The 16206-nt window shown below is 52.4% G+C and carries 14 protein-coding genes; all 14 read right to left on the bottom strand.

The genetic code is table 11. The features are described 5' to 3' along the window. Positions 1–107: 107 nt before the first annotated feature. Positions 108–3494 carry a Swt1 family HEPN domain-containing protein gene (locus tag AABA21_RS15370; protein ID WP_338251561.1) on the bottom strand — a complete coding sequence of 1129 codons (3387 nt, stop codon included), beginning with the start codon at positions 3492–3494 and terminating at the stop codon, positions 108–110. Between the two features lie 108 nt (positions 3495–3602). Next, a complete protein-coding gene (locus tag AABA21_RS15365; protein ID WP_338251560.1) occupies positions 3603–6434 on the bottom strand; it encodes a DUF1156 domain-containing protein in 2832 nt (943 codons plus the stop codon). Beyond that, on the bottom strand, positions 6421–10011 hold the full coding sequence (locus AABA21_RS15360; RefSeq protein WP_420917157.1) for a helicase-related protein: 3591 nt from the start codon (positions 10009–10011) through the stop codon (positions 6421–6423). Before AABA21_RS15360 ends, AABA21_RS15365 begins: the two co-directional genes overlap by 14 nt. A gap of 260 nt (positions 10012–10271) precedes the next feature. Beyond that, positions 10272–10499, bottom strand: a complete 228-nt coding sequence (locus AABA21_RS15355) for a helix-turn-helix transcriptional regulator (protein ID WP_338251556.1) — start codon at positions 10497–10499, stop codon at positions 10272–10274. Positions 10500–10857: 358 nt separating this feature from the next. Further along, complete coding sequence (locus tag AABA21_RS15350; protein ID WP_338251554.1) at positions 10858–11181, bottom strand: hypothetical protein; 324 nt, start codon at positions 11179–11181, stop codon at positions 10858–10860. Continuing rightward, a complete protein-coding gene (locus AABA21_RS15345; RefSeq protein WP_338251552.1) occupies positions 11171–11866 on the bottom strand; it encodes a hypothetical protein in 696 nt (231 codons plus the stop codon). Before AABA21_RS15345 ends, AABA21_RS15350 begins: the two co-directional genes overlap by 11 nt. 196 nt (positions 11867–12062) lie before the next feature. Then, positions 12063–12677 carry a glucosaminidase domain-containing protein gene (locus AABA21_RS15340; protein WP_338251551.1) on the bottom strand — a complete coding sequence of 205 codons (615 nt, stop codon included), beginning with the start codon at positions 12675–12677 and terminating at the stop codon, positions 12063–12065. Positions 12678–12766: 89 nt separating this feature from the next. Continuing rightward, complete coding sequence (locus tag AABA21_RS15335) at positions 12767–12988, bottom strand: hypothetical protein (protein ID WP_338251549.1); 222 nt, start codon at positions 12986–12988, stop codon at positions 12767–12769. 3 nt (positions 12989–12991) lie between these two features. Then, on the bottom strand, positions 12992–13417 hold the full coding sequence (locus AABA21_RS15330; RefSeq protein ID WP_338251547.1) for a hypothetical protein: 426 nt from the start codon (positions 13415–13417) through the stop codon (positions 12992–12994). Positions 13418–13571: 154 nt separating this feature from the next. Next, entirely contained in the window at positions 13572–13988 is a 417-nt protein-coding gene (locus AABA21_RS15325; protein ID WP_338251544.1) for a hypothetical protein, read from the bottom strand. Then, entirely contained in the window at positions 13985–14374 is a 390-nt protein-coding gene (locus tag AABA21_RS15320) for a DUF488 family protein, N3 subclade (RefSeq protein WP_338251542.1), read from the bottom strand. The genes AABA21_RS15325 and AABA21_RS15320 overlap by 4 nt, the downstream gene beginning before the upstream one ends. 40 nt (positions 14375–14414) lie before the next feature. Further along, positions 14415–15242, bottom strand: coding sequence for an adenine nucleotide alpha hydrolase family protein (locus AABA21_RS15315; RefSeq protein WP_338251540.1), 828 nt, complete (start codon positions 15240–15242; stop codon positions 14415–14417). Continuing rightward, complete coding sequence (locus tag AABA21_RS15310) at positions 15239–15400, bottom strand: hypothetical protein (RefSeq protein ID WP_338251538.1); 162 nt, start codon at positions 15398–15400, stop codon at positions 15239–15241. Before AABA21_RS15310 ends, AABA21_RS15315 begins: the two co-directional genes overlap by 4 nt. A gap of 72 nt (positions 15401–15472) precedes the next feature. Continuing rightward, a complete protein-coding gene (locus tag AABA21_RS15305; protein ID WP_338251536.1) occupies positions 15473–16051 on the bottom strand; it encodes an exonuclease domain-containing protein in 579 nt (192 codons plus the stop codon). Between the last annotated feature and the right edge of the window lie 155 nt (positions 16052–16206).

Raw genomic sequence — 16206 nt, 5'->3', positions numbered from 1 at the left:
GGGCTTTCTTATTAAGAAGCGCAGTATTTTCTATAATTTCGTCATGTGGTTTTGCGTTTCTTCAACACCTCCTGATTTGTTCATTATTGCACATGAATCTCGATGTATTATTCTTCCTCAAAATCTGTATCTTTCTCAAACTTGAGTGTCGCGCAATTCTCCTTGATGATTCGCTGGATATCCTCAGGAAAGCCTGTGAGATCTTCGGCATGAATCTCTAATGTGATTTCAACCTTGCAATCCAATCGGCTTGTCAGGTGCGTCAAGACCTCAGCGGCGATGTTAGACATCAACTTTGATGGCTGCCGTGGATCAAGTTTGACTGTACCGTGAAAGCGCGTCTTCAGCTTCTCCTCGATCGGTGCGGGCGTCGGCAGCGGAGGAAAGTGCGGCGCGTGTTTGACTGGATCGAGGAAAGCAGAGCTACGCGGCTCCGCCACGGTAGACGAGGTTGCCACTTGCCCGGCATATGTAGTTGACGCTGCAGCGCGTGCTCTGGCTACCGCTTGCTCAGCCGCTTCAGCGTCAGCAGCCATCTGAGCCAGAGCGATATCAGGTTTGACAAGGACGCTCTGTGTGTCGAGGATTACTTGGATAGGACGTCCGGCGCGTACGTTGAGATAGCGTTGATGCTCAGCGTCGTAGCCGTCTGCATAGGCGAAAGTCGATGTTTGCCAGGAAGGAACGTTCAGTCCTTCTTCGATTGCCTTCAGCAGGACATCTGTCGTTTTGAGCCGCTTGAGGTAGGGGTAGGTGGCAAAGAAGTCAGCCAGATCTTTCAGTGTGACATGATTTCCACGCCAGAGGGGGATACGATCGATGTCGCGGCGCAAGAGAGTCCCAGCGTATTGGGTGACAAGTAATTCTTCATTGCGCAGCTTGCGGCTGGCATTTGCCGCGAGTTGGCCTTGTGGCTGCAGGCGCGTCTCGGTCAGTTGCACGGATTGCGCAGACTGCCGTGCATCGAGCTGTTCAGGGACGAGTAGCCAGATATAGGTCTCGGGAATGCGTACCTCGATGGTTTTTCGTGCCGAGTCGCGTTGCGCCTGGGCTTGCTTGGCCTGGAATGGATCGAGATTCAATGCCTCACTATTCTCACAGATGTACTCCCAGGCCAGGTACTGGCGCATGCCCTGCTTGAGTTCCTCTACCCGGTTGCGGTCAGCTGCGAGAAACACGAGAGTGTTGCGATAGGTACGCCGGGTGTTGCCCCGATTGTCCAGGATAGTCTGGGCTTCGCGAATCGCCGCGCTATCCAGATCCTTGAGGCCATGCGCCTGTTCGGGCTTGAGAATAACTAGTCGCGCGGAACGATCATCGTCTGGCACATCAGCCGTGGTTGACGGACAGGGATAGACGCGTGCGAAGTCTCCTCGGTTGTTAGCCTCGCGTTTGACCCACTTCTCGATCTCGATAAGCACATCATCCTCAGTGTACTGCGAGGCGCGATCGTTGGCCAGCCTTGTCACAGTGGGCTGAGTCGAGTACCAATAGCGCTGCCCATCAAGGTTGAGGTGATGCGCCTGATCAGCGAGCCGGCGCAAGGCGTCACCGAAGGTTGCCACGCTTTCACCCGGTACGACGCAGCCTAGTTTGACCTGTTGCTCGGTCAGGCCCCGGTGCGGCGTTTGGGCGAGTGGAGCCGAGCCGAGGTAAATCGTACGCGCGACACGTGTACTGGCGAAGTAGCGCCCAATGGTGGAGGCGTTGTTCATATCGATGCGCCGGGGGAGGGAGGCGGAGCCATCGATATCCTTCTCAATAATCGGGACCCAGTTGTCTTCCAGATAGTGGGTCAATTCAAACTGCACAGCCCGTTCGTCAATCGGCACCGAGGACGGCAAAATCAGCGGGCTGGTATCATTACGCTGCCAGAGCGCGTGCACGACAGCGGCCATCAGGCGCAGGACGCCGCGGGTACGCTGGAATTTTTCCAGGCTCGACCAATCGCCGTACAGGCGGTCAAACAGCTCCGGATGAATGGGGTACGCGGCCTTCAGGCGCTGCTCATAGGACGAGTCGCGGCAGCTATCAGGAAATTCCTGTGGCTGATTCTGATAGAGGTTGGAAAAGGTTTTGGCGACGGCGTCGCGCGTGGTGAACAGGGCGGGATCGGTGATGGGCTGAAAAATGCGCCGTCGTACAATCTCAAAGCCCTCTTCGGCATCAGCTGGTCGCCAAGGGGACTCGACGCGCCCGAAAATATTTCTCAGTCTTGTCGCAGCCTCGCGCCCTCCTTCTCCTCCAGTCTCGGCATCCGATGCAGGGATACTCGCGACGATCAAAGTGTGTGACGTGGCTTTAGCCGCCTCAGTCAGCGCCTGTGCAAAACTGAGATTGGCATCAAAGGAGCCGGCGGGCAAACCAGAGACGCCGTAGAGCTGGCGAGCGAAGACCACCCATTCGTCGATCAGGATCAGGCATGGCTTGGCTTTTCGGAAGAGCTCGATCAATACGTCCGAGCCGGGACTGACGCCCTGGCGATCTGCCTCGGCGACTAGCGCATATCCCTCTCGCTTCAACAGTTGCCAGGCCAGTTCCCCCCACAGGGTCCGTACCAGGCAGCCATCCGGCTTGGCTCGCGCCTGCCCTGGTGAAAGTTCATACCCTACCAGCACAGCCCGGTTGGCTGTGGGTGGGACGGAGATCCCGGTCTCTTGGAGGATGGACTCGATCCCAAGCAGGTCGGACGCGGGGGTTCCGGAGAAGAGATGGTAGAGTGCTAGCAGCGAATGGGTTTTCCCGCCACCGAAGTTGGTCTGCAAATCGACGATCGGATTGCCACCTGCGCCACTCAGGCGCAGCAAGGCATCGCCGAGCAACTGGCGCAGTCCGTGTGTCAAAAATGTGCGCTGAAAGAAATCACGCGGGTTACGATATTCGTCCGATCCCTCGCCCTTGTGGACTCGTCCCAGATCTGCTGCGAACTCAGCAATCTGATAGCTGCCGGAGGCAACATCTGGCTGTGGCGTGACAATCTCACGCCAGGGAGGAAGGGTACTTGTGCTGCTCCCGTTGTGTAGCGGACCGCTAATTTTGCGCGTCTTCTGGCGCGCCTGCTCTTCAAATCGCTGGCGTAACAGTTCGAGTCGTTGCTTCTCAATCTCGTCCGCTTCAGCCGCGGCAGAAACGGCGATTAGCAGACGCTGTATGCTATCAAGAGCCCGGTACGCATCGTCCAAGCTAAACGGGTTCTGGTGCGCCCAGCTATTGCGTACCTCACGCAGCTCGCTCACCAGCGAGCGCTCGGCATGGCCTAGAACGGTGCGAAAGACAGGCGACCACTGGTCCCATAGAATGAGGAGTAGGCCCTGCGTGTCCAAGTGCAGGTCGTTGCCATCCTTCGAAATATGCTGATCACGTAGCGAATTTAGCGCCTCATAACGCCAGCGTGCCCCATACTTCGCCTGCATTTCGCGCTCAACAAATGGCTGCAACCCCGCATTCAAAATATCCAGCGCCTTACCCACGCGCTCGCGGTTGCTCTGTGTCATAGTGGTTTCCTTCCCCCTACGGAAAGCATGAGTACCCTCTCACGCTTCTCTTTGTTTGACTATCTTCTCTATCACCTTAAATTTGATATTTAAAACTCACGAAAAACCTTAGAACAGCGATTCCTGTTGTGTTGCGCCTGCTTCTTTATATGCGAGGTTGGTAATCTGTGACCAAGACGTAATCAGAGCGTTATAAGCCATCGCCTCCTGCGCCCATCCCTGACGTTCGCATATCGTGTACAAGCGATAGGCCAGATCACGCACACTCTCACTCAGTGAGAGTGTTTGTCGCAGAATGCTTGCCGCACCGATCTCTCCCCCTTGCTCTCCTCTCCCATCCAAAAGTGCGTAGATCATACGTTGCGTAACTTCCCAGACAGTGGCTCCGCGCAATGTCCATTCTTTCGGTAATTCTTCACGCTTGTGCAAACGAACCTTACCCGCCCTTGAGGCAACCAATTTAATATTCTCCAAATGCGTAATACTCATATTCTTGGCCTTGGAGAGAGTTTCAGCCACACCATATCCACCTTCTTGCATCCCATATTGTTCAAACCAAGCAATGGACCACCGTGTCTCACGATCGTAATCGCCCTCTTGTTCTGCCAACGCCGCATCCAGTTCTTGATTGATTATCTGCAATGCCATACGCACCCGCAAAGGTGTTCCATCCGACTCCACTACTTGGTTATAACGTGAATAAATGCTCATTCCTGGCCCGATGCTCGCCTGCGCTAGGTCTACTGGTGCGATGCCTCCATGCTGCAAATTACGCAGCGCCTCTGGAAGCTCTTTACGTAACGCTCCCAGGAACTCGCGCCGCGTTGCTATTGGAGCCTCGGCGGGTCGAGGGCGGCAAACGAGTACGATGGAAGATGCGAGAGCGTTGGTGCCAATACTAATAGTCCGGCCTGTCCTTTCAGTACGCACCGGCCAGGTACCAGTAATAGTAAAACCAGCGCGGATTAAACCCTCCAACATTGTCTCCCAACCTGTAGAGGCAGAAACAACTGAGGCACTGTTCGCAGTAGCTTCTTTATCGTTATTCTCCTCATCTGATTCTGTTTCTGACTGTTTAAAAGCATAATAAACAGTCAGAGGATAATCAGGATGTTGTGTAGCATGCATACGCGTAAAGGCTTTTTCTAAACCAATCTCAAAGAACTCCTGTGCCTTGTGTTTGTTCCCATCGAAACGATACGGTGTAGCAACAAGCTCTTGCTTCTTCGGTACCAGCATTGTGCGGAACAGCTCAGGATAGATATTTACCAATGAGCGCCTCATCCACACATAGAAGAAATCGGACAGGTCAGCATACCCGATATTGTCGTAATATGGCGGATCTGTGGAGATAAGCGAATGAGCGACGCCATTTGCGAAAGCTACGGCGTCACGTTGATGAGCGTAGCCAGGTAACGTATCATAAGGAGATGCTTGAACAACCTTTATAATAAATCCTAAGTTTCCCTCGAAATTGCCGCCAGACCCACTAAAAGGATTGGCTTCTGCAAAATCCCATGTCATAGGTAATGCTTGCCGAGTAAAAGTATGCGAAACTAACTCATTTTTAGGCTGTGAGCTCCATACAGCAAGAGTAGACCAAAAGTCTGCAGAGCGGTCTACAGCAAATGCTAAATATGTTGCTACAGCATCTGCATACGCCAGCGCACCACGCCCACCAGCGTGCAATGGTTGATCGTCATCGGGCAAACCCGCTGCGCGCGCATCGGTCAGCACGTACTGGTGAACTGCCTGTACGAGGTCACTGAAGGTTGTAAGTGCAACAAATTGACGAGGAGTGAAAAGATCACCAAAGGTTCGCATGCCGTAATTGGGGGTTTTAAAGTCTCGTGGGTTATGCGGAAGAGCAGCATCTAGACTCCATGCTGGAACAGCGTGTGCTGCTGCTGCAACATGCTCAGCATCGGGTGAGAGATAAGCCCGTCCACCAGCACCTTCTGCAACAATCGTTATGAGCTGCACATCCATGTGCCCAGATCGACCTTCATTACGCACATACTCAAATGGTACAGTGGTTCCACAAGCAATACATTTCGCCCCCTGTCTATTAACAGTCTCATTAGGCGGGTTGCCGCGTCCTGTTCTGACAGTAAAATTAATGGAGGGTGGTGTAGCAGTAAAGTCAATGGAAGGTTCAGCCCAAGTTTCCTTGCCTTTCTTTTTGGAGAGGGCAAAAGAGCGTACCAGCGGCATTTGTGCGTTACAGGCTGGGTTAGGGCATATCACCGTTCTGGCCCATATCCAAGCAATCACCGTCGCATCGCTGCCATCAGCTAACTTTGCTTTTGGGTAGATATTGCCTATGCATTTCTCTGCCTCATCGCGCATCCATTTGCCATAATAGCGAATGTCTTCGGCTAGTCCATTTGCACCTTTCCAACTATCCAGTTGTTCAAAAAGCAATTGCTTGTCGTGCAGGCTTACCGGAGGTCGATTCGCAAATTTAGGGGGGATTTCAATCAGAGCCTTGTTAATCAATACCGCCACAGGATTGAGATCACTAGCATGCACATCCAATCCCAAGCGCTGAGCTTCCAGGGGAATGGAACCACCACCAGCAAAAGGATCAAGCACTGGCGGAGGGTTACCATTTGTCGCTTTATCTATCTCAGCTCTCACCGCTTTGAGCAGTTTTTCATCATGAATGTTTTTCCAATCGGCAATATTTTCAATCAACATAAAAAGCCGTTTGCGTTCACGGTCCTGCTCCTCCTCTGTTGGAAACAGTTCGGGATGCTCCGAGGGATCATCAATCAACGAGGCAAAGAGAACCGCACGGCAGGTAGCCAAAGGGCGTCGTGCCCACCAAAGATGCAACGTGGAGGGATGACCATGGCGAATAGATTTTTCCGTAGAGGCGGCTTTATTGATCGCGTCAAGTGGCAAAGCTACCTCGATTAATTTTTTACGATAACTCATATAGGGGCGCTTCTCCTTTGTGCCAGAGTTGTTGCAGATCGTAGTTTACGCTAGTGGCGCCGAAATCGGGTTCGCGGTTGAACGGCTGGCGTACATAGCGTAAAGCCAGGGCCAGCCGTTCAATGGGATCGATCCGGACCAGAGCCAGAATAAAGGCTGCGGGTTGGTTGAATGCCGTGAGAATTTCATTCTTGGTGATGGTGACGGTTGTGGCATCCATATGTCGGCCTTTGACTTCTATGAAGCGTAGGACGCCTGTCTGACCGTCACGGGACTCGATGTCGTAGCCGCATTTGAGCGCGCTGACATCGCTCGGTTCATGACCCAGTTGCCGCTCGGTACGCATAACAGCTTCCATGGCCAGTCTCTCGACCAGTGCCGTTTCGTGGGCAAAGAGGGCGGGGTCGCTTGTCGGCGTGCTATGGCCTTGCTGCAGCAAGTCAAGCAGGCCCTGTGGAACGATCAGCGCGCCGCCCACAACGACTGGAGGGAGTGGTGAAAGCTTGCGCTCCTGTTCCAATTCTTCAAGGCGATGTTTGAGCCGCGCCGCCAATTCGTCAGAACGCTCCTGGGCCTTCTGCGAGTTGATGCGAGCGTTTGCCTTACCCGCCGCTTCATGCGCACGCAGGGTAGCCGCGCGGCCATCCCAATAGGTGATTTCTTTACTCAACCGCTCGTTGACCGCGGCCATCGTCTTGCGGATCTGCTCTTCGCGCCGTTCTTTAACCTCGGCCACATGCTGGGGAACCAGGTGCTCAATGGCATACGTCCGGGCCTGCTGCTCGGGTTGCCGCCCCGACCAGAGAGTATGGGTAGCATCAGCCAGTGTGCGCTCCTCCTCGCATAGCGGCCGGTAATCAAGAAAGGGCGCATAGCCTGCGGGAGTTACCTGCCCCTGTCCATTGATTTCGACAAAGTGCAATTGACGCGAAACTTCGCGCGCCTGGCCAGTGGACAATAGCCGTGCATCCTGGATGGTATGCTCGAGGTAGCAGAGCAGGCGCGGCTCGGTGCCTAGATCATTGCCGTCCACCAGAATCGTGCCCTGCATGAGCAATTCGCGCCCCTGTTCCAATACCATATCAAGCACAGCATCGAGCAACGGATGCCCGGGGCAGACAAATTCCGCACGCGGTTTGCCAGGGAGTGCTCCTGCATCTTTCTCAAAGGTGATGCGCTCATAGCGCGCGGCCAGTGGTGCCCGCGGATTCAGGCGGAGGGCGCGCTGGCGCAAGGCCGCTGGCACGTGGGTCAGCTCATAGCGCTGTCCGTCGCGTCGGTACGCTTGCCCACCTAACTTTTTGAAGGCGGCGAGGAAAAAAGCGGCGATAAAATGCGGTTGCAGTCTCCGCGCCTGGGCGCGCTCCATGAATTCGCGCACCTGATGGACACGCGCCACATCGAGCACTTCATGCGTTAAGGCGCGCTCGGCCAACAACTCTTCAAGGTGCTGGCGATCCATCGCCTCTTCGACCACTTGGGAGAGCCGATCTCGCACCTCTGGCTGCTCGCCGTAGCGGATGGCCTCGACGATCAGATCGCGCAGGGGTCGGTTGGCAAATGTGACTTTGCCCAGTACGTCGAAGACCTGCCCGCCCAGCGCCTCGCGCTCGATTTCGAGTTTGCGGAAAAGCGTCTGGAATACCTCGCCCTCGCGCGTTTGCGCCGCGACCAGATTCCACAGATGGCAGACTTCAGTCTGGCCGATGCGATGAATGCGCCCGAAACGCTGCTCCAATCGGTTGGGATTCCAGGGCAGATCATAATTGACCATCAGGTGCGCACACTGGAGGTTAATTCCCTCGCCCGCGGCATCGGTCGCCACAAGCACCAGAACCGTAGGGTCATTGGTAAAGGCTTGCTGCGCTTTGGCGCGCTCCTCGCGATTCATCCCGCCATGGATAGTGACCACGGCTTCGGGCTGACCCAACATCGTGCGAATGCGGTTTGCCAGGTACTCCAGAGTATCGCGATGTTCGGTAAAGATTACCAATTTGTGTCGCTGACCCGCCGCTGTAAACATCTCTTCCCGATCTTGCAACAGGATCGCCAGCTCTTCCCACTTGCGATCCTGCCCGCTGTTACGCACCTGCAGAGCCAGCGCCTCTAGATCGAATAGCAGGCGAATCTCAGCCTCCAGTTCGGCGATGGTGCGTGCGCTGGTAGCCTGATCAAGTATCTGTTCCTCCGTCGCCTCCTGTTCACTGGCAGGGGCATCGTCCAATTCGTCAAAGTCTTCGTACTCGATGAGAGGAACATCCTGAAAGAGTTCTATCTGCACAGAGGCGTCAGCCTGAACGTTTCGCAATTCCAGTCGTCGTCTCTCCATCCGCTCGCGTCTCCGTCGCAGAGATTGATAGATGGCTTCGGGTGACGAGGCCAGCCGGCGCTGTAAGATAGTCAACGCGAAGCCGACGGTGCCTTTGCGCCCGTTATTTTCCAACGCCTCGGCACGATTGAACTCATCGCGCACATAGCTGGTCACACGCTGGTAGAGCGCCCGCTCTGGTTCGGAGAGCGTGTAGTTGAGTGTATAAGCTAACCGTTCAGGAAACAGGGGGGTGCCAGCGAATGTATAGAGTTGCTCTTTGACCAGGTGACGCATCAGGTCCGAGACATCTACCCTATGGACCCCATCACGGAAACGACCCTCAAAGCGATCGCTATCCAGCAGACGCATAAAGAGTTGGAAATCCTCTTCCTTTCCATTATGGGGCGTCGCTGAGAGGAGCAGTAAGTGGCGCGAAATCTGCCCAATCTGCTCGCCCAGTCGGTAGCGTTTGGTATACTTGATCTCTTCGCTGGAAAAGAACGTTGCCGACATTTTATGTGCCTCATCCGCCACGATCAGGTCCCATTCGGTCTGCGCCAGCAGGGCCTGTACATGCTCGTTGCGGGCAAGCTTATCGAGGCGCGCGATGCACAAAGGGATCTCTTCAAATGCATTACCAGTGGCCGACGCTTCCAAGCGGTCGTTGGTGACAATTTCAAAGGAGAGGTGAAAACGGCTCTTCATCTCGTCTTGCCACTGCTCTACAAGGTTGCCAGGCGCGACGATCAGACAGCGGCGCAGGTCCCCACGCATCATGAGTTCTTTAATGAAAAGGCCAGTCATAATTGTCTTGCCCGCGCCTGGGTCATCGGCCAGCAAATAGCGCAACGGCTGTTTGTTCAGCATCGTTTCATAAACCGCCGTAATCTGGTGGGGAAGTGGATCTATCATTGATGTATGCACAGCAATCAGTGGATCGAACAGGTAGGCCAGGTGAATGCGATAGGCTTCAGAAACCAGACGAAAGAGTGAACCATCGGCGTCAAAGCTCCAGGGAAGTTGATCCGAGACGGCCTCAAGGGTTTGAGCAGTATCAGCATAAATAATTTCGTTTCCTATCTGACCATTTGCATCCTTGTAGGCTACCTCTGCCCCAATGGAACCATGATGAACAACGTACATGATTGTGACGGTCTTACCGGGAAGAAGTCCCTTGAGATGCATTCCTGCTTGTAGTTCATGAAGCTGCACAGAGAATACCCTCTTGCTAGAAGAAAACAGAAAGATATGTGTAAAATATAACATTAAATTTACATATGTCAAACTATGGAAAAATATAATTTGATATGACTTGATATACATTGAATAGAATTTATTGGAACGAGAAGGTTAATGAAGATTAATGAGGAATATAAATTCAGAAGATAGCTTCCCACTATTCCCGTTGTGCTTGTACGAAGTAGAGGATTGACTCTGTATATGCTTGCTCAATATCTGCAATGAAAATTGGCCTCACATCAACACTGATGTGAGGCCAATTTTAACGAAATCACGATGAGCCTTGGTCAAGCACCGATTTGTGTTGCCTGCTGATCAATCCAGGCTTGTAGCTTGGTGAGAGGGACTCTGGTCGCTCCACCGATCTTCACAATAGGGAGGCCATCATTGTTGATTAGATCGTAGATTTTGGTACGGCCCAGGTTTAACGTTGCCATGACCTGCGGGATGGTGAGCAGCTGTAGTTGATCTGGTTGGATGACTGGTGTGGCTGTAGTGTTCTTGCGTTTTCCCATTTGTCGTGCCCTTCTCTTTCTTTGTCGTTAAGGTAACAGTGAACGTAGTGACATAATGAGAGGAATTCGAATCTGGCCCTGCTACTGTACATCAGGAGCCATGAAAGTTGGTCTATTCGATGAATGCGTCTGTTGATGTGGGTGTATGTGTGCAATCCTCTTCATAATTATTCTCTGAAAGCGCATAAAACCTATGTTGTATTTCCTTATTTAGGGTGAGTGTTTGAGCGTGTGCACAGCCCTTCATAGCAATGTCTGGGATGATATTGTACGGAGGCATCGAGGCGATCATGAGCATAAAAAAGAGCCTGCTATCATAGCAGGCTCAAATGACGTACATTCTCAACAGTCAATATGATTACCAATCTGAGTCGTAGTAGCCATCGCGGTCGCGATCTTTATTCCGCTTATCTCTTTTATCTTTTCGGTTGCCACCTCGGCCGCCACGTCCACCACCACCGCCACCATCACCACCAACCCAATCGCCCTTATTGCCTCCTTTGTCATCGGGTGTACGAGGAATGACGCCCCATCGGGCTTCTTCGATGTTTTGAACTACCGTTTTCCGAGTGAAATCTTTCTGGTGAAACCACTCTTTGGTGTGAGGGTCCTGATACCAATAGGGGCAAGACCCGCGTAATCCGTTTGCGCAATACTCACAATCCTCTGGATCATCCGACATGGTGAAACTCCTTTTCAATACACTGGATTTCCTGCCAACTTTGTAAGGGGACAACACGGAGTGGGTAGGGGTGGTTGCATTCTTCTTCACAATAATCAAAAGCGATCAATGTGAGATAGGCTTTCAACACACGTTGATCTCGCATTGACAAGGTATCAAACGCATCGAGTAACAGGTCAAGACTGTCATCGATGAGGGAAACAGGTTGTTTCTGGGTCCGGACCATAGCAGCGATGGCTGTTAACTTTGTTCTGGGGGATTCACAGAACATCACCAACTCTGCATTTGGGAAATCGTTATTCTTAAGCCAACTTTTTGTTGAATTCTCAACATCTGTATTCCATGCAGCGTCAAACTCAATGAACCGTGCGGTGCAATATTGCAGGCTACTCGATCGCTGCGCAAGATACTGAATACCCTCAACGGAACCATCGATAACTCGACATCCCACAATGTTGAGAGGGTGCCATCGCATCAGCTCCATCTGTCGTCGAAAGCGGCCAGAGCCAACCTTTGCCCTGTGGGCCGCTACTTGCGGTAAGCACCCAAACTCTCTCAGGGAAGCAATAGAGGCAATAATTTGGATAGGGATTGCTAGGTGCAATATATCATTGCAGAGCGCGGCAAAACGTTGTACGTGTCTTGTGGCCAGCACTCCATCAATATCAACGAGGACTTTTTCCACCTTCTCTCACCTCCACCTGGTACCTATGCAAGCCCGCACAGATGTGCAGCTACTACTTGTTTCCCCTCTTCTTTCATTATACAGGCATGGCCATTGTGTGCTTTCCAGAAGAAAACGGAACTCTCGGAGCCGGCGCGCTCTTTGCACTGTTTGGCCAGCTTGCGCCGATTTGCTGGGTGGCGCTTCTGGCTTCTCATCACAGCACCTGTACCTTGCCGGCGCGCCAGGTCGTTACCAGATGCTCGACTACGCTGATGTAGTGTTGCTCATTGTTATGGTCCGCGTTGGGAGCATAGCGAGGGATGATCGTCTCAACAGTGGCGAGGCCTGCGCCCTTGTAAAGTGGTCCATCAAGGAGCTTGTACCAGGCGTCGAATCCATCCTCCCAACTGTAGAATTGTGCATAGCCGCCTCTGTCTCGATCGACACACGGCCGATCATTGATGCATCGCAAGTTCCCGAGGGCCAGTGTCGCTGTTGCCTCTCCTCTGGTCCCAAAGGTGCTCTCGTTGGCAAAGAATGCCAGGGCAAACACAGGATCGATGCCATACTTGAGGCCCAGATCATAGAGCGCCTGGCCTTGACCTCGAGCAGGGGAGCCATAGAAATCGAGAATAGCGTTAATTTGCACTACTGAGATAGTTGGTTTGCCATAGATCGACATTCCCCCATCTGGTGCTGGTACAATCACTGGAGTGGTAGCTGGTGACTGCGCGCCGGCAGGTGTAGGTGTGCCAGGATGCTGGGAAATCATGAGGTACGCTAGAATGATAATCGCAGCCAGACCGAAGTACGCGATGGTATTGCGCATGGTATAATCTCCTTAGTGGCGCCTGGTTTCGCCGACCAAAGTTAGACCAGACGCCCGATGGTGGCGGCTCTTTCGGGAGCCGTCATTCCCTAGTCTCGATTCCTCATAATCCTGTCCTGAGCATCAGCACAGACCACGCGAATAAACCGACAACCAGCGGTGTGGCAACTGCCACAGCTGGTGCAATAGGGTTGGCCGCACTCAGGGCAATTGTTAGGGGCCTGCTCCCAACTATCCAGATCACCAGTGATTGGGCCAGGCTGCATACCGATAATCTGAGGGCTACGCTCGCGCCCAAAGCGTAGAAACATGAGCTATTTCTCCTTTCGTAGTAGATCGATTCCGATACCTAGGATCATCAATGCAAAGATCGCAACGCTGGCTGAATAGATGCAGCCCAGGATCGGGCTATGGTTGATGAAGGAGACGCAGGTCATGAGGCTAAACACACATGCAACAAACAGAAAAATGATCAGTAAAGTTGGGGCATTTTTCTTTCGAGCTTGGCGCACCTGGCGCCGGTTCTCTCGTTTAATCTCACCAATGTTGTGCTCCAGCACGTTCATGCATTGGCGATCATAATCCTCTTGCGCTTCAGAAAATGCCCGATTGAACAGCGCATTGACCAGACCGACGCTGGGTTCAATAATTCCAGCGTCCAACAGGGCCTCAGCATACTTCTTCGCGGCAGCGTCCATATGTTGGTTCAAGTGCTCGCGTGCGTCTGGATAGTTTTTCATCTGGTGTTCCTTCCATGAATGATGAATACATGCTGAATTCCTTATGTGTTCATGTCGATATAGCACCCTTCATACATATCCTCTGAAAGCGCATAAAAAATAGCGGGACAAGCAGCGCTGCTTGTCCCGCTTCATTTACGCTTGTTCTACCAGGTTAATTTCTATCTGTGATAATTAATTCAGCTCCACAAGGGCAACCATGACCTTTGCAGCTATGCGGTTCTAACCAACGAATGGAAATACCGCGTTCTCGGGCGTACGCGATCTCTCTGCTAGTGGATTGGCCGATATAATCACCCACATTGAGCACCAGGATTTCATCTGCAATATCAATTTTGCGGAGGTGCAAGATATCCAGGCGAGCCTTATCTTCTTCAGTCAGGCCAAGCGCGTCATCGCTTTGGAAGTCACATCCGATACTCAGAACTATTTTCCCAGCCAGGGTCTCTTGCAAATTGGCCTTTTTAAAGGCATCTGAAAAACGTGTGCTGCCGCAGAGGCAGACAATCGTTGGGAAATCTTCGCTCACTGCAAGCAGATACGTTCCTTTTGTATTGGTATGATTCATCATTTCACCTCGATCTCTGGTATTGCAATTTTTAGTAACTCTACGACCGTATGACGATGGCACATTTCATAGTCCTTGCAGGCGCATAGCACAACCAATGAGGAACCGCGGCGCAGCATCTGGGCGACTTCTTCAATACCCCTGGCTGGATTAAGCAACTGGATGGGCTGATCATTGCGATAGTTTACGTTACCCAAATCTCTCTTGTGGATGTATCGATCCCTCCAGCGTTCTTGAAGTGCGCTCTTACGCCATTGCGGTCGCCAGCGCGATGTAGGATTGAGGCGAATATCCAGGAGAAGGGTATCAGAGGATTGCATGAGAACTTCTACCTGTTGATCTGCATCCAGGGCTGCATATCCGCGAGGATAAAGAGTACCAAGTTTCATATATTGCCTCTCAATGTTGTTACAATGCTATTGAAATCAGCTAGAATAAGGTGCTGCGATGGTCGAAGTACTGTGCTCGAATATCAGTGAGAGGGAGAGGCTGCTTCTTTCCTTCCCGTTGCACTGCACAGAAGCTGCGCTTGGCACGAGCGCCGCCCTGGGCGCGTTGCTCTTGTTCCCATTCCTCACATGCCTGGTAGCGCTCTGGGAAATGCGTCCCTAGACGGATCCACTCTCGGATACCTTGCCGCACACAGCGGCCTCCACAATTGTTATGTGAGAAGCCCAGGCTATATAGCCGCGGCGGCTCTATGTGCCAGTCCTGGCGACATACATCAGTTAGCGGACGTACCTCATAAGGTTCCCAGAGGAGCGGATAGTCAACCAACACATCGGGAATCGCCTTCGCGTAGGACTCTTTGACACTGATCAATCGACGCTTCTCCCAGTGATCCAACCCGATATAGACTACTGGCAGCGAGGGCATCGCGAGAATGAACTGGCGGAACGGTTTTACCTTGAGTTCGTAGCTACAAGGAGCTGCCAGGTTACAAGGTATGAGCTTTTTTTGCGCCGCTACCTCCAGCGGAGTTCGCCCATCTGTATACCAGTAAAGGGTGCCTCGCCAGCGCTGCATACACTCTCGCACGAAGCGGTACAAATCGTCATCTTCGTAGAGTGTATCGGCGAACCAGAGGAGTACCTGGTCGCGCCCATACCGCTGGATCACACGTTCAGCAGTGACTGCGCTGGCCAACCCGCCGGAAAGAGAGACCGCATATTGCGCGGCCTCTTTTGCTGCAATATGTAAGTGATTCGCTTGGTTGAGATGGCAGATTTCATAGCCAGAGGCTGTACTGTTTATCATAGCCATCTCCTCCAAAGAAAGCCACCCAACATCATGCCAGTTATGAGCATCACGGCGATGGACCAGAGATTAACGTCATGGCCCAGAAATCCGCCAGCAATCAAACCAACCAGCACATTCATGCAGTAGAGAGGGAAACGCTTTGCAGAACTTTCCATGACTGCTCCTTTTAAATTAAAAACAGCCTTCTAGCACTTGTTAGAAGGCTGTAATATGGTTGTCTGGTCAGGCTAAAATGGATGTTCATCTATGGTATCCGCGTCCGTATCCTCAGCCGCTATTGGTGATGCTGTAGGGGGTTGAGCATCTGTGACTACGTTTGCTATCGCTTTGAGCAACGCTAGCTGGCCTTCCGCTCGATGAAATGCGGTCTGGTGGGGTTGCTCTGGCAAGGGTGAGCCGATGCGGCGGCATAGCCCTTCCAGTTTGGGATAGGAACGCAGTGAATAATATTTCATTGCATGTTCCATCAAATCTTCCGCAACGAAGGTGAGAGGTTCAATATCGAGGCGGGTTGTAGCCTCTTGGAGTTTCCCAATATCAAAGTCGAGGTTGTATGACAGCACATACTTCCCCTGCAGCACTGTACGCAGCTGCTCAATCACTGTTTGGACAGGTTGCCCCTTGGCGATAATATCTTGGCTTGTGATTCCGGTGATCCGCTCGATATTCGCGTTAAGTGTGGTAGTAGGTTGGGCATACAGATCAAGAAGTGTGTTGCCATCTCTATCCAGTACCAATGCACGGATGATTTCAGCGCTTTCATACACGCCAGTGGTGTCTAGTTCAAGGAAGGCCAGGTTTGGCATTGCAAGGATATTCTGTGCCCAGCGTACAACTTCAAAGGGGGGATTGTGGGCAAGTCGTGGGCTTGCTGGTAGAGTACTTGCAGGGCAGTATCTAACTGCCTGAGTTTGGCCTGTAGATTCTTGCGGAGCTGATGATGTTCAAGAAGTTGGTCGAC

The organism is Dictyobacter halimunensis (assembly GCF_036245075.1).
This window is presented reverse-complemented; position numbering and strand designations above follow the sequence as displayed.